The organism is Izhakiella capsodis (assembly GCF_900115045.1).
Lineage (GTDB): Bacteria > Pseudomonadota > Gammaproteobacteria > Enterobacterales > Enterobacteriaceae > Izhakiella > Izhakiella capsodis.
The window spans coordinates 20,552-35,472 of the sequence record NZ_FOVC01000015.1 but is presented as its reverse complement, the minus strand read 5'-3'; the positions used below and the strand labels follow the sequence as shown (position 1 = coordinate 35,472).

The following is a 14,921-nucleotide window of genomic DNA, read 5'->3' as shown; positions in this document are numbered from 1 at the left end:
AAATGTTGATTCAGTGTGGTCAGTGGAGCATTGGCATTTCAGTATCGGCTGTCGTCGAATCCGCTACTGAAAGAACTGCCATGATCTATTGAATGGTTATCGAATCCGCCAGAAATATGATTATCATTCGAAAAGAGACTGTCATGATTTAAGGAGCTACCATAAGTATCCCCTCCAGCATCAAAGTAATCACTGGTCATAGCCAGACCTGTTGCCGGGTTGAAGTCATTGGCGTGAGAACCAGTTACAGAATAGTTTCCTGATTCAAAGTTAATCAAATGACTATCAGCAATGCTCATTGCAGCAGGGATCAGGTTATCAGAGAATAAGTCTGCTCGACCCGATGATAAGGTTTCAGTGAGAACTCCGGTAGCAATGCCTCCCGCAACCTTAGATAAAGCATTTGGATGAACCTTATCTTTGATGCGTCTTTCAACTTCCCGAAAAAGAATATTTTTATAAACTTTCTCAATAACTGAGTTTGGATAGCCTTTTAACTTCATTTCTTCAGCTTGATCTTTCCCGTAATAGAAAAAAACTATTGAGTTAGCCACGCAACCTATAATTTGCAAAGCCAAGAGAAAGATAAAATTCCTGTCTTGTTTGAAATCTCCACCAAACCAATATATAAACACCAAAAACGCAAAAACTATAATTAGAAGGTAAGCAATTACATGCTTTGACAATAAGTTCCTCAAAAACAGATAACTTATAAAAGAGAGAATAGCTACTCCTAGCAAAATCATATAATAGACAATATTATAAGGAGAATAAAAAAACACACTTATCATAAGAAACGTGGCTGAGCTAGTTAAAAGTGGTAATAGTCTTATCTTATTCATTTTTATTCTCCTTCAATCTCTCCACTGCATTGCTAAGATCTCCCGGATTTGGAGTGCTCTGATCATTCTGATGACCTGCGGCTTGAGCATAATTATCAGCAAATTGACCTTTTGACTCATCATTCTCCCTTCTGAGTTTATCGCTTTCTCGCTGAACATCACTGTGACCCTGCTCAATATTTGCGCTGGTCTGTTTAATAACTCCCTGATTTGTTGTCAGCGAATCATCAACGCCCTGTGTTATGTTTCCTTTAATGCCTGCTGATTGCGCCCTGCGTTCGATCTCTTGCTGGCCTGAATTAATCGTACTGGCGGTATCTCCATTTGATGGCTCAACGTTCTGCATACCATTCGCTAACGAGGCGCTATTGCTGTTGAAATCACCCTCAATCCGTGACCGCAGTTTTTCTTCCACAAAGCTATCCGCCAGGGCTTCACGTTCGTGACGCACATTTTCATCAGCCGTATTAGTCAGAATACGGCTGGCATCCCCCGGCGTTTTTTGCTGAACATAACCCACGAACTCCTGAGAAAGATTGCTTGTCTGTTGTGCCGTTTCGCTTTCCGACATTGAAGCCACTTTACTGTACTCATGGCTACGGCTGATACTGTTGGTATATTGCTGGTACTGGCTGTCGGCCACACTCAGTGTGGTACCAATCTGCTCAAGTTGTGAAGCGGAACTGTTCTCGTTACGAACCGCAGAATGCGAAACGCGATAACTCTGAAGTATCTGTTTTCCTTCACGGAAATCACGAACGTTTTTAGCATCTTCACTACTGGAATGATCTGTACTTCCGCTCTGACGTTGATCAGCAGAACTCTGGCTGCCTGATCTGGCTGACACTTTTCCGGATACACCAGCATCAAAACCCATTGCCGTTGCTGCCTTACCGAGTGCAGATTTTGATAATGACCAGCCTCCATGCCCCTCAAGTTCAGCATCCCTTGATTTAGTTTCGATTTCCGCCCACGCCTGCTGTTCACTGATACCGTGGCGTCTGGCATAGTCTTTCGCCGCAGAGATCATCGAGCTAACCCCTTTGGTCGCCTGCGCCGTTTGCGAATCATCCGTGCTGGTATTCATGGTATTGCTGTTACCAGTCTGCTGCGAGAACTGCTGCGCCTGGTTATATGCACTGTTCATGGCATGGTTAAAGCCCTGCAACGATGTTTCAGCCTGAACCTGGCTTTCTCGTGCCAGCCGTTGCGCAGAAGAACTCATTGCGCGGCCAAAGTTTAAATCCATAGGCAATTTAGATGTGCCTGTCGTACTGTTAACTATCGTCGTTCCGTCAGCCGTCGTACCCTGCATGGTGCCGTTCGCCAGTTGTTGATCCCTTCGCCCGGAAGCAAAGGTACTGTTCGTATCCCATTTAAAGCCCTGCACGTTATCCGTCTGCATATTGTTAAACGCATAAGTACCATCTACGGCCTGAGAGGACGACTGAGAGGCAACCCCCTGTGTCATGCTGCTGAGATAGCTGCCCGCCTGGGAAACCACGCCACCCAATCCCTTCACCATGCCATAAGCGATAAAGGGAATAGAGAGCGAAAGCCAGCCCGCCGTTGACGCAATCATTGAATGCTGCTGCTGGATCTGAGAAAGGTTGGACAGCGTAACGTCATAAGCGCCACCGGCTTTAAGGTAAAACGTCATGGCGTTATTCAACACTGCAAACAGCAGCGGCCATGCCTGAAGGTAAGCCAGGGTAAAAATATATCCCTTGAGCACAGTCCAGGTCAGCGTTTTAATAATAGCCAGCACAATCATTACCGGGAAAAGCCCGATCATCATCCCCAGAAGAACGGTCTGCATGATTGGCAGGTACTTCATCGCGATATTGGCGCTGACAGACTGCTGCATGATTTGCTTCTCAGTAGCCGTTTCCGTCGCGATATTCATCATACTGGCGGTATCGCCATTGCGTGCAGCATAAGCGCTGATCCCTTTGCGAAGCCCATTCATAACAACATTCTGTTTAATAATGCCGCTGGCGCTGCTGCCCGCATTATAAAAGTAACCATAGCTGTCACCCAGAAGTGAGGCAAACAACTGCTCCCGGTTGCCCCTGGAACCAAACAGCTTCTGCGCCCAGAACGAGAACGTCTTACCACCCCCGGAAGAATCCGTACCTATCTGCTGTTGCAAGGTCACTGCGGCCTGCTGGCAGGTCTGAAAACTCCCCGCTTTGTCAAATATCCCTCTGAGCGGGCTGGGTTTTTCAAATATCATCGAATAGGGATCGGTGCTGTTCATCAGGTCTTCCATTGAATACTTATGATTCAGGAAGATATCGCCTATTACGCAGTTCTGCACATAATCGGAAAAGAGTCCCGCAATCTCACCATCGGCAAAGGTAAAACCCGTGCTGTCCTTCACCAGTTCGGAGCCAAACAACATCCCAGTTTTGCTGTAGGTCACCGCATCAGGGCGATGAAAAACACTCTCATAAGCCTGCGTGAGCGCATACCCTATCGATGTGATAAATGATGCCGGAATAGCCAGGCCGCCAGGCACATTATCAACCTGGTGAACGGCGGTCGGGTCAGTCATATCAATGACCTGCACCGAATGCTTCTTGGCGATAAGCACCCCCGGTACAATAACTATCACCGCCACCCACTTAATGAAGGTCATCACATCTTTCTTCTGCAACCAGCTCCATATAACGGCCAGGACGGAGAATATCGAAGCCCATTTAATCAGCGTGGCCCAGGTGGCCGAGGCGGTTAATACCGCAACGGCATTCAGTGAGTCAGCCAGCCAGTCACCGCCCGTAATGGTATAAATCACCTGCATAATTACAGTCCCCCGGAAAAGCGATAGTTATTCTGATAGCGGTCAAGCAAACGTCCGGACAGTTGCTGGCGCATATAACCCATCTGACGCTCAACAACCATCAGCGCATCCTGCTGTACCTGAACCCTGGACTGCATGATTGCCAGTTGCTGATTGGCGTTTGCCATGCTTTCCTGCAACGGTTTAAGCGCACTGTCGGGATAACTTTTACTCGCCAGCATAACGCGGGCCTGCTGCATCACTTCCTGCATGTACTGGATGAGAATATCGAAGCTGATGTAATCAGAAAGCTGGTAGATAACCGAATCCGATACGCCCAGAGAGAGAGGATCAACGAGATAACGCAATACCGGAACAGAAGTGGACGTAATAAAGCCTTTTTCCTTTTCCGTCAGCGCTTCATCGGCATAGGCTTTGCTGCCAATGCTCTGCAACATCTTATTGACCTGACCACTAAGAGAGTTATCTGCGCTGATCGTCACTTCCCCTATTGTTACTTTCAGACATTCAGCGTCATTACAGGTATAGATTTTGGCCGTACCGCCATGCAGTAACGCATGGATCAGATCTTCATTTGTCGTCATGGCCGTAAGCGGCTGAGGCTTACCATCATCATCAAAAATAATGGTGCCGGTAATGCTCATGGCAAACTCTTTTAGCTCTTTGTTTCCGCTGAATACCTGATTTTTTTCCAGCGAGTCCCATATCAGGTTTTTGTTACGTAGCACCTGGTCTTTCATATCGGCCCCGGCTTTGTTACTCATGTTTTTGTACTGCCCCCCGGTGCCACAGCCCTGACGCGCTGCCGCCCAGTCCGAAAAGAAGTTGGAATCGCTGCCGATGGTCTGACAAACCGCGCTGGCATTTTCCTGCGTTTCCGGCCATAACCCACCAACGATAGCCCTTGCGGCCTGACAACTGCTCATATTGGAACTGTTAACATCGGACGCCAGTTTCTGAAGAAAATCCTTTGCTGACGCCAGTTGCGGTGTCACTGTCTTCAGAGCCAGGTCGAAAAACAGACCCGGCGCATTGCTGAGAATGGATTTGGCAAACTGAATGAATTCATCTTTGCTGATAAAGGAAAAGGAACCCAGAAACATATCAATACCGCCACAACCGGCGTTCAGGCTGGGTAGCTGGAGCGACACCAGTTGCACATCCTTAGCCGAGGTGCGCGCATAGAGCGCCCCGCCCGTGGCGTAACCTGCCGCCTGCCCCTGCCAGACTTTCGGCGTGGTGGTATTCTGCTCATAGCCCAGCTTGCCAAAGAATTTGTTCATGTCATCGTTAAGGCTTGCTCCGGCCATCAGCGTGTAACAGCACAGCGCCCCGGCCAGCACGCTTTTTTTCAGAATGCTGCTCATCGGTTTTCTCCCTGATCCATAGCGAAGCGCAGCACTTCGTCAAGCCGCGCTATAAAGGCTTCACGCTCACTTTCCCCCTGCTGAAGGGGATAGGTTTTCATGTTGTTCACGTTCACCAGAAACAGCGTAGGCGTGGCAATAGGCAGGCCCTGCGCAAAGAATTCAGTGATCACCATCGGCGGGGCCGGAACGGCCTGCGGCCATGACGCATCGCCCCGGCCATCGAGGGTGTAAGGGAAAACTGAAAAGCCGGTCTCCTTAGCAATCGCTTTCAGTACGGGATCGAAAGCATGGCAGTGCGGGCAGGACGACGACATAAAGAGGACGATTTTCCAGTCCCGAAGATTCACCTGCCGCCCGTCGCTGAGCCGGTGTAATACCTCGGCGGGTTGTGTGGCAATCGATACACCGGTGCTCTGCTGCGTGTGTTTATGAGCTTCGAGTCTGGCAATATCATCCCAGGTGGTGGCGTTGACGGACGCGCTGGCCGTGAACGCCAACAGAAGGAAGGGAAGTGCAGGAATACATCGCATAAATTCACCTGTATTAAAGAGTCGTTAAATCAGGCTGTCGTGACGGCGTTATCCTCCGGGCAGAACACGGCAGCGCCGGTGCAGCTATAAGGCACCTGTCTGATGACTGAGTTTTTTTTCGGCTCCGGGCCGGGGGGGTTAGAATTTATTCTGGCTCAACGGGTCGGATGGCAAGCGAAGCGCGGCAGTAGGGTTTATCGCACCATTAAAAGACTTTTAAAAGCACCATTTAAGATCTATCCTTAAATCAAATCACGCAACAGGAGCTAACTATGACTTATCAAATCCTGACGAATATTGCCGCCAGCATCACCGCTCTGAAGCGCAATCCAATGGGAACCGTCGCGGAGGGTGAAGGTAATGCCGTCGCTATACTTAATCGCAATGAACCAGCATTTTATTGTGTCCCCCCTGAGCTTTATGCTTACTACCGCGACCTTGCCGAGGACGCGCAACTTAACGCTGTTGCAGACGAACGCATGAAAGATCCGGATATCGTGAGCGTAAATCTCGATGACTTATAAACTTGCTTTCGACAGACGTGCGCTGAAAGAGTGGGAAAAGCTGGGCCATACCATTCGTGAGCAGTTTAAAAAAAAACTTGCCGAACGGGTGCATGACCCGCATATCCCATCGGCCAGGCTGAGCGGCAGAACTAACCGGTATAAAATTAAACTGCGCTCATCCGGCTACAGGCTGGTTTATGAGGTTATCGACGATCAAATCCTTCTGCTGGTTGTCGCCGTAGGCAAGCGAAACGACAGCGAGGTATATCATCAGGCCGACATGCGCTAATTGGGTTAAAAACCCGGTGCAAAATCGGTCGCAACAAGAAGGAATTGCGAGGCCAGGTCTTCCTGAGAATGGAAGCCATACGCCAGCGGCTGGTAAGCCTCCGTGCGGGGATTCACCAGGAAAAGCGCCGGATAATGCGTAACATGGTGAAAGCGGCGTGACCGGAACGGTCACTGCGAGCCGGTGTTGACGTTGCGACAGTGGGATGGAAGCCCGGCAGGGCGGAGAAGGTTTACCGGCTCCGTTTACGACAGCCCGGTTCCCGTCAGGGAAGTCGCCCACATTTCTTCAGAAGAGATTCACAGCCGGGTATTAAAAAGCGTGAGGCCACAAAAAAGAGCAGCTATACCGCAGGCATAACCGCTCCTTTTACTTTCCTGCCCTCACGCCAGCGTATTCTTTGTTACGCTGGCGTGAGGGCACCCTTAAGCTCTGTTTTTGTAGTGGTCAACTAATTTTGGCCACACGACCTGACTGTTCATGGAACAGCCGCTCTGATTCATTTGGCATTAAGCCGCCGTTATACCCGTGGGGCCGACGCACTGTAGTATCCCGTGATATGCCGGATTATGGCCGACTGCGCTTCCCCGAAGCTTTCATAGCCCGTCGCCGATACCCATTCACTTTTCAGGCTACGGAAGAACCCCTCCATCGGGCTGTTATCCCAGCAGTTTCCCCGGCGACTCATACTCTGCGTCATCCGGTAGCGCCACGCCATCTGAAGCGCTTTAATGGTGAGGTCTGAGTCCGGTGAGTACGACATCGCCCAGCCCACTGGTTTGCGGGCAAACAGATCAAGTACCACCGCCAGATAAGCCCACCGTTTGCCTGTCCAGATATAGGTCACATCACCGCACCAGACCTGGTCTGGCTCCGTGACAGCGAACTGCCGGGCAAGAAGATTCGGGATTTCAGCATGCTCATTGCCTCCACGTTTGTATTTATGTGCCGGCACCTGACAACTGGTGATACTGAGTTCTTTCATCAGTCGCCCGGCCAGCCATCGCCCGAGTCTGACGACCTTGCTGGTTACCATAATGGCGATACTTCTGGCCCCGGCAGAACCTCCACTGGCGTTCCCGACTTCACTGACAAGACTGCGTTTGACGGCACGGTCAGCATCGGACTCACTGCTGTTTTTACGTGTGTAGCGATAATTGCTCCGGTGAACACCGAACAGCGGACACAACGGTGCTCCCGAGTACTGCGCCTTCAGACTGTCAATTAGCGTGAACTGTTCAGGGAGTCCGACATCAAGAGCGCGGTAGCCTTTTTTAGGATTTCATTATCCATTTCAAGGCATTGTATTCGTTTTCTCATTTCCCTGACTTCGAGCTGTTCTGATGTCAGCGGCAATCCCGGGGGCGTTTTCCGCTGACGTTCCATACGCAGCGATTTAACTCAACGGTTGACGGCTGACAGACTGACGTTCATAGCCTTAGCCGCTTAGCCGTGAGTGTAGTTCTGGTCAAGGACCAGCTTTGCCGCTTTAAGTTTAAATTCAGCAGTAAATACTTTGCTCATTGGTTCACCTGTAAAATTCTGAGGTGAGCATATCACCTCAACTCAGGTGGCCAAATTCAGTAAATCACTTCAAACACTATCAGTAAATTGGAATCATCACCCGTTATCCGTTGCGGCCTACAGGCAGCGTGCAGCAGGGAACGGCATCAACGGGATGCCTCCTGCATGTGCTTAACAGTGAGAGGCGGGCGGGAGACTGTCCGGAAAACTGATGCAGAAACATATGACCGTAAAAGCCTTCATCGCACGGCTTGCCCGTTTCCCGGAAAATACACTTTGTTGTGGAACATTCTGGCTGGCTGACGATTTCCTTTCTCTCGACGACACGCTGTCGCCGGATGATGTAGCGGCGTTGGAAGTGGCGCACACGAAGAAGCTACTATTTTTGGCAGGAAACTAGAACCTAAGGAATTTAAATAAAAGTGCAATGTTTGATTGTTGGACTATGTAGATAAGATGCAATAATAAACAAACAATAACGCTAAGATGATTCTCTTGATAAATATTTCTTTTGTTGTGGTTTTGTTTATTTTTTTAATTGATCTGTCCTAACGATCAATTACTCATTTAATAATAGATTTAAACGTCTATGAAAATGATAAAACATAATGTAGCTTAAGCCTTAGATTAATTAACATTAACACATCGCCATCCATATTATTAATATGGAGTGTTAATTTTATTAATTAGTTTTGTTGAGTCAATCCAGAATTTAAAAGGAAAGATGAATGCTATAAATAATTAAAAATAGTATTTTGAAACTTTTTTATAGCTATTATATTTTGTGAAAAGAACGAGTTCCCTATGTTAATTAGGTCATGACTTTGATTTAAAAATACTCTATAAGACTAGTTGTACATCGCCTATGAGTGAGATTCAAAATGAATATTGCTTTGACGAAAGCAGTTTTAGCTGCGGTAAAGGGTGGTGCTATGGCCATTGCTTCAGTTCTTATCTCAGGTAGTGATGGACTGGAGGGGGTAAGATATCACCCTTATCTGGATGTTTCTGGTGTAGATACTGTTTGCTACGGGCATACAGGCGGTGATGTCATAATGAATAGAACATATACAAAGAATGAATGTAAATATATTCTTCATAGAGATATTAGAAATGTAGCAAAACAGGTAGGCGCCAAAATAAAGTTAAAAATTCCTATTACTACTCGAGGAGCACTATATTCTTTTGTATATAATGTAGGTATTGATAATTTCGATAAATCCACGCTTTTGATAAGACTTAATCAAGGAAGAGAAAGGGCTGCTTGTAATGAGCTTAGCAGATGGGTGTATTCCGATGGCAAGGTACTGCAAGGTCTCATTGATCGAAGAAGAATTGAAAGAGAAGTGTGTTTAATGGGGGTAAAATGAAGCCTTACATAAATATCTTTTATTTCAGCATTACTTTTGTATTTCTATCTTTAATGTTAGCCTTGTTTTATTACAGGAGTGTTTATTATGAATATAAGTCAATGCTCTCGTACAAAGCCAAATTGTATAATTTAGAAAGGATTACGTTTGCTAAGGAACATGAACGTCAACAGCAATTAATGATTTTGGATGAATCTAAAACTAAGGCTTTATATGTGGCCGAAAAAAATAATAATTTACTTCGGCGTCAGCTTATCTCTGGCTCTCGCAGGATGTACATCAGAGGAAAATGCGCCGGTATGTCCCAAGCCCATAATCATACCACCTCCAGCATGGACTATGATTCCACCATCCAACTCAGTAAAAATGCTGGACAAAATGTTCTCGATCTACGAGCTGCCATCATCAGGGATAACGCAAAACTAAGTTTTTTACAGAAGTATATATCTGAGCAATATCAGAATTAGTTAACTTAATACTTACTTGCATTATTTTTCGTAACTTGGATAGAGTTTTTAATTCATGTTGGTGTGGTTTTTTTAGAAGTTAATTGTTTTATTATATATATTTTCGCATTATTAAACGCACTATTCTTCTTTTTAAAATATTTCTTAATTGGAGATGTAAAATGAGTTTTAAAATAACAGTAAGCCTCACTGATTTACAACAGTTTAATGTTTTTTTCGCAGCAATCACAGATATAAATATTAGAAAGCAATTAGAGGAAAACAACAGCACTCCAGAAAATGTTAAGCAGATGATAAATCTGGTTAATGATGAAAATTTTGTCACCATGTCTAAGATGATTGCCAATATTGTTAAACAGTATAGCGATACAACTGAAGCTAATTCTAAACTAAAAGAATCAGCAGATATTTATGTTGATTATATCAAAAAGCATTATCCCCAGGCTTTAGAGTTGATGACTTTGTACGCGAACCTTTCAAAATCCAAAAGTGCTTTGACTGGCTCAGCTCAGGTAAATACGAATGTTGACGTGAATGCTGAGGCTGTGGCTAATGCAGTTGCAGTAACCAACGTTGCAGGTGTTACTGATGTGGCTGTAGCAGTGGAGGTTTTTGTAGCTGTAGCAGCTTTTGTCTTCTAAACTTACTCCCCTCTAATCTTAGAGGGGAAGGATGAAACTATGAAAATATTTCCCCATACTTTAGCTTTAATTACAACAGACAGATGTACCGCAGCTTGTGATGATTGTTGTTTTGAATGCACACCGCAAAAGAATACCTACATCCCTCATAATAAAATGATAGAAGTAATTAATGACGCTAAGAAAATAAAATCAATAAAAAATATCGTTTTTACGGGTGGAGAGTGCTTTACTCTAGGCAATAAACTCAAAGAATTAATTTTTCTTGCTACTAAAAATAATTTTAATACGCGAGTAGTAACTAATGGTTACTGGGCTAAAAATGACATCTATACATCCAAGGTTTGCTCTGAGATTCGCAAAGCAGGATTAAATGAAGTCAATTTCAGTACAGGGCATTCTCATGCAAAATATGTTCCTGTAGAAAACATAATTCGAGCTGCTCACTTTTGTACAGAAGAGGGTATGACAGTAGTTATAAACATCGAGAATCATGTAGATGAAGAAAAATCCGAAGTTTCAATAAGAATAAAAAACGATGAACTAATCAAATCAGCTTTGAAAAAAGGGAAATTGAAATTAATAAATAATTTTTGGGTTAAAGAGGATAACAAAAAAAATAAAGTAAAAATAAAAAATATAATGCAAGGTTGCCAGACGATCATGAATGTTCTGGCTATCACGCCGTCACTTTCACTTGTGCCATGCTGTGGAATAAGATTAGAAAAAATAAAAGATATTCATTTGGGTAGTTTATCTAATAATAGACTTCATAATTTGATTGAATCAGCTGATGACGATCTAATGAAAATGATGCTAAATATATATGGCCCTGAGTATCTCATTAATGAAGCCAAAAAAATAGATAGATCAATTGATGTACCAGAGTATTTCGTACATCCATGCGAATATTGTGAGTACATATACAGAGAAAGTAGAATTAAGAATGCATTAATCAAATATGCCAGGAAGAACGAAAAAGAAATTCTGACCCTCTTTATGGCTGGTTTCTTTGGGAAAGCAAAAGGAATAACCAATGATTACCAGGAGGATCACCACTCAATACCTGTAAAAGATATTTAAATTTTAAACCTATTTCGAAGTCAAATAAGTGCTCTGTTAAAAATACTCTAAATTCTTATGCCATTACACCACTTGCGTAATTGTGATAAAATTTTACAGAAAGACAGCTTAGTTAAGAATAATTATTTATTTTAATTCACATAAACCAAAAGGTTTAATTCATTCATGGTTAAATATTATGACGATCTTCTTTCTGAATTATTTATTATTTGATTAATACAGTAGACCATTACTCTCAATTCTTTTATGCGCAAGTTTGTCTTTACGGTCTCATCAGTGAGCATAATAAAGGGCATGCCCGTCGCAAGTCTGTTTATTCGATTTGCTAATAATTTATTTTTCAGAGTACTACAAGTATCGTTATTCTTTTTTAATATCTCCAATATTATCATCATTGATGATGGGCGGTTTTGGATTAAATAAATACTATATTTAATGTAGTCGCGCATAACAGCTGACAAATATTAGAATGCTGATTAACTTAAACAAGATCCCCCGTATCTGGTTGATTTTCGTGACCGTTCCGGGCGTACAATCGCAGGCGATATAACCGATGAATGGCTGCAACCCGCCAGTGATGAAATGTACCGCGTGCTGAAAAATGCTTTGCTCATTGGTTCACCTGTAAAATTCTGAGGTGAGCATATCACCTCCACTCAGGTGGCCAAATTCAGTAAACCACTTCATTTACAGGGATTGTTTCTCATCAGCTTGCCTCCTGATGAATCAGCTTGTTGGGTACCATCCAGCGCACCAGTTGCCTGACAGATTCCGGGCTTTCTTATGCAAGGGCATCTGATTCGAGCATTACACACCAGAAGGGTTGATTTTCCATCATCCAGCGTTCCATTGGATTAAGCGACTGAAAACGCTCACTCCAGCGCCAGAACATATCCTCCAGATCGTACTGACGCAGTTCAGTACCCGACCAGCGTGCGTTCCAGCTGCTGACCGTATCCGGGGTATGAAAGGCCAGCTCAATTTCCGCCTGTCCCGCCAGCGACTGATATGCAATTTCGCGCCTGCACGTCTCTCTCCGGCGCTGGCGGGTGTATTTTTCAGCACTCAGTTCACTTTTCCTGCGACAGCGTTCCGATATCTGAAACTTTGTTGCCGGAAACAGTCTCCAGGCATCAGACACTGACAGAGGTAACCAGCAACATGCGCCACGGCTTTCAATCAGCCGGTCAATAGCCGCCAGCCATGCCTGTCTTACCTGCCTTTTTCCCCGCAGGGTGTCAGATGTCAGCCCAGGAGAAAACCAGCGGATATCTTTTGCCGTGACACGTTTGCTGCCATTCAGGATACGGAAGAAAGCGCGAGCGTAGGCAAAGTCTGCAGTATAAACGCCCCGCTCATATTTTTTTCTACCTCAGCAAGAGCCGTTCGCCGCGAGGGCGTAAACCAGCGCGGGAGATAGCTGATGTCCAGGGCGCGGTTTACCGCGTGCCATTTACCCTGGACAGCTGACAGCGACTGTGCTTGTCTCAGCCCCGGCGAAAGGACTCAAAAGGATGAAAAAACCAGGCAAGAAATGAGCAGGAACCAGCCGCAACGACGGAAAGCGCGGGCGCGAAACGGCGTTGCCCTGAAGAAGACCGGCAGCCTCATCGCCGGGCTGGTGAGAGCGGCGCATCCGTTAACGGATGCCGCAAGCGTGATATTGACCTCGCGACAGAGGGATGGAAACCCCTGCCCCGCAGAGGCCGGGCAGAGACAGCGCAGCTGGCTCAGTGCGAAGCATGACAGCCCCGGTTCCCGTCAGGGAAGTCGCCTGTGGCCATATTACCCAGGAAGAAAGCCCGGCAGGACAGTGATATTTACCCACACGTAGTGGTGTGGTCACAATCACCAACAAGAGCAACACAGAGATTAAGGACGGTAAACAACCAAAGCAGCAGACACAGGCGAAAATGCGCGGCGCCGGAGGCGCGGCGTAGTTCGCCGGCAGGCAGAGCCTGCCAGGGGTTTTGTGCGCGGGCTGACAGGCGGCTGAACCGCCTGCCGGGGATTAATCAGTTGCTGAATACATAGCCGTCATGGAACACATAGCCACCGCTGAACAGGTCACGCGCATAAGCTCTAAAATTGAAATAGCTTCGCAGCGGCTCAGGCACTTCATTCAGCAGGCCATTATCGTCAACCATCTCCTGCGCATAGTCTTCCTCGCTTTCCGCCTCGCCGCGGTACGCATCATCAAACGCCTCATAATCACACTCGCCGGTATACTCCACCCAGGCAAGAAAAGCGGCTTCTCTGCTATCCTCTTCAGCGCATTTGTAAGCGGCGATAAAATTCCAGTCAATGGAGCATTCAGAGATGAACTGCGCCGGGATACCTTCCCAGTCCTGAAACATAAATTCAGCATCCCATTCATCAGCATGCAGCGCCTGACAGGCTTCATAGAAATCCTCACGGCCGTCAAACCTGGTCAGATCAAACCATTTACCAAAAATGCTGCCGCAGTTGTATTTGTGGTATGTGCCAACGTAGACAGCAGGTGTGGTAGTCGTAATGCGCATAAAAAAATCCTCCGTGGTGGGTATCGTCTGTGTTCCGGCTTACGCCGTGCCGATACGACAGCCGGGCGAAAAGCGGAGGATGCAAGGGCGTCACCGAAGCCGCAGCGCAGTAAAAAAGCAGGAGCAGGCTGGACGGTTTTACGGCGAAAAATGAGCCGAAAAACGACGGGAAGACGGCGGATAATGCCTTTGAAACAGACTGCGACCGGGTGAGAGTGACGGCGTTTACGCTTCCCTTGCATCCGCAGCGGCCCGGCTACAGTAGCGGCACGGCGTAAGCCGTAGGTTGCACGGAGCGTTACTCACCGCGAAACCGCAGCGCCGCAGCGCCGCAGGAGCGGACTGAATGCCCGCGCACGGCGGGGAACGGGTGAGGATGTCGGCGCAGCTTCCCTTGTTTGCGAGGCCGCCCGGCTACCGTGAGGCCACGGCACCCTTACCGTCACGTCGTCCGGCCACCTGGCGGACGGCATATAATGAGGAGCGCAGCAACATCCTTATACCTGTCCTATCTGCTGCAGTACGGTCCGGTCCCCCTGACCTGCGGCTTTTTCTTCCATTACCGGCGAGTTTCCCCGCCGCTCCGTTTTAACTGGCAGGCTGCCAGATATGTTCACTACCCTGTTCAGTAATCACTAGCTGGCCATCTTCATTTTCCGAAATTTTCCAGCAGTCTGTAAAAGTAATATCAGCGATGACGGCGCCCGCCATATCGTCCAGAGCACGGAGCTGTGACAACTCCAGCCGGCCCGCTCAAATGACCAGTACCAGTCGTTATACGTCTCCCCATAGTCAGGCCAGCGGTACCGCCCCATGAGCACCGCCGCCCGCTCGGCCAGATGTTCGTTGATCGCCTTCAGCATGACTGACTGAAGAAATGTCTCTCCGTCATTGCTATGAATGATATAAATGAAGAGATATGCGGACAGCGTAGCGGTCACAGGTGAAGGAGGAGGCCGCAGCGCACCGTGAGC

At 46.7% G+C, this 14,921-nt stretch carries 14 protein-coding genes and 4 pseudogenes; 9 read left to right on the top strand and 9 right to left on the bottom strand.

The annotated features are described in order from the left end of the window. Positions 1–38: 38 nt before the first annotated feature. From BM191_RS15465 to trbB, 4 genes are read right to left on the bottom strand one after another with little or no spacing between them, the layout of a single operon-like run. On the bottom strand, positions 39–842 hold the full coding sequence (locus BM191_RS15465) for a hypothetical protein (protein WP_092879833.1): 804 nt from the start codon (positions 840–842) through the stop codon (positions 39–41). After that, positions 835–3,645, bottom strand: a complete 2,811-nt coding sequence (gene traG, locus BM191_RS15460; RefSeq protein WP_092879829.1) for a conjugal transfer mating-pair stabilization protein TraG — start codon at positions 3,643–3,645, stop codon at positions 835–837. Before traG ends, BM191_RS15465 begins: the two co-directional genes overlap by 8 nt. A gap of 2 nt (positions 3,646–3,647) precedes the next feature. Further along, a complete protein-coding gene (gene traH / locus BM191_RS15455; protein ID WP_092879826.1) occupies positions 3,648–5,012 on the bottom strand; it encodes a conjugal transfer pilus assembly protein TraH in 1,365 nt (454 codons plus the stop codon). Continuing rightward, on the bottom strand, positions 5,009–5,545 hold the full coding sequence (gene trbB, locus BM191_RS15450; RefSeq protein ID WP_092879822.1) for a type-F conjugative transfer system pilin assembly thiol-disulfide isomerase TrbB: 537 nt from the start codon (positions 5,543–5,545) through the stop codon (positions 5,009–5,011). Before trbB ends, traH begins: the two co-directional genes overlap by 4 nt. Positions 5,546–5,817: 272 nt before the next feature. Between trbB and BM191_RS15445 the strand changes: the two genes are divergently transcribed. Both BM191_RS15445 and BM191_RS15440 read left to right on the top strand, forming a co-directional pair. Continuing rightward, the gene (locus BM191_RS15445) at positions 5,818–6,069 is read left to right on the top strand and encodes a type II toxin-antitoxin system Phd/YefM family antitoxin (RefSeq protein WP_092879819.1); all 252 of its coding nucleotides are present in this window, start codon (positions 5,818–5,820) and stop codon (positions 6,067–6,069) included. Further along, on the top strand, positions 6,059–6,340 hold the full coding sequence (locus tag BM191_RS15440; protein WP_092879816.1) for a type II toxin-antitoxin system RelE family toxin: 282 nt from the start codon (positions 6,059–6,061) through the stop codon (positions 6,338–6,340). Before BM191_RS15445 ends, BM191_RS15440 begins: the two co-directional genes overlap by 11 nt. Before the next feature lie 5 nt (positions 6,341–6,345). On the opposite strand, the pseudogene traF reads toward BM191_RS15440, so the two are convergent. Both traF and BM191_RS15435 read right to left on the bottom strand, forming a co-directional pair. Continuing rightward, positions 6,346–6,474: pseudogene (gene traF, locus BM191_RS16640) on the bottom strand (conjugal transfer protein TraF); the annotation flags it as partial. A gap of 313 nt (positions 6,475–6,787) precedes the next feature. Then, positions 6,788–7,864, bottom strand: a pseudogene (locus BM191_RS15435) (IS3 family transposase). A 211-nt stretch (positions 7,865–8,075) separates the two neighbouring features. On the opposite strand from BM191_RS15435, the gene BM191_RS15430 reads away from it, so the two are divergent. The 6 genes and pseudogenes from BM191_RS15430 to BM191_RS16880 all read left to right on the top strand — a co-directional run. Then, positions 8,076–8,264, top strand: coding sequence for a hypothetical protein (locus BM191_RS15430; protein ID WP_092879813.1), 189 nt, complete (start codon positions 8,076–8,078; stop codon positions 8,262–8,264). 481 nt (positions 8,265–8,745) lie between these two features. Further along, positions 8,746–9,234 (top strand): lysozyme, encoded by a 489-nt coding sequence (locus BM191_RS15425; RefSeq protein ID WP_092879810.1) that lies wholly within the window; start codon positions 8,746–8,748, stop codon positions 9,232–9,234. Further along, the gene (locus BM191_RS15420) at positions 9,231–9,701 is read left to right on the top strand and encodes a lysis system i-spanin subunit Rz (RefSeq protein ID WP_092879807.1); all 471 of its coding nucleotides are present in this window, start codon (positions 9,231–9,233) and stop codon (positions 9,699–9,701) included. The genes BM191_RS15425 and BM191_RS15420 overlap by 4 nt, the downstream gene beginning before the upstream one ends. Before the next feature lie 161 nt (positions 9,702–9,862). Beyond that, a complete protein-coding gene (locus tag BM191_RS15415; RefSeq protein WP_092879804.1) occupies positions 9,863–10,342 on the top strand; it encodes a hypothetical protein in 480 nt (159 codons plus the stop codon). Between the two features lie 39 nt (positions 10,343–10,381). Beyond that, positions 10,382–11,425 (top strand): radical SAM protein, encoded by a 1,044-nt coding sequence (locus BM191_RS15410; protein ID WP_092879801.1) that lies wholly within the window; start codon positions 10,382–10,384, stop codon positions 11,423–11,425. Between the two features lie 489 nt (positions 11,426–11,914). After that, positions 11,915–12,046, top strand: a pseudogene (locus BM191_RS16880) (DNA methylase); the annotation flags it as partial. 85 nt (positions 12,047–12,131) lie between these two features. Here the strand turns inward: BM191_RS16880 and BM191_RS15405 are convergent. After that, positions 12,132–12,856 (bottom strand): annotated as a pseudogene (locus BM191_RS15405) (plasmid SOS inhibition protein A). 584 nt (positions 12,857–13,440) lie between these two features. Then, positions 13,441–13,947 carry an antirestriction protein ArdA gene (locus tag BM191_RS15395; protein ID WP_092879794.1) on the bottom strand — a complete coding sequence of 169 codons (507 nt, stop codon included), beginning with the start codon at positions 13,945–13,947 and terminating at the stop codon, positions 13,441–13,443. Here BM191_RS15395 and BM191_RS16875 point away from each other — a divergent pair. Further along, complete coding sequence (locus tag BM191_RS16875; protein WP_177203360.1) at positions 13,940–14,101, top strand: hypothetical protein; 162 nt, start codon at positions 13,940–13,942, stop codon at positions 14,099–14,101. The two genes, BM191_RS15395 and BM191_RS16875, sit on opposite strands and share 8 nt — an antisense overlap. Before the next feature lie 434 nt (positions 14,102–14,535). Here the strand turns inward: BM191_RS16875 and BM191_RS16870 are convergent, their stop codons facing one another. Next, complete coding sequence (locus BM191_RS16870) at positions 14,536–14,685, bottom strand: hypothetical protein (protein ID WP_177203362.1); 150 nt, start codon at positions 14,683–14,685, stop codon at positions 14,536–14,538. Between the last annotated feature and the right edge of the window lie 236 nt (positions 14,686–14,921).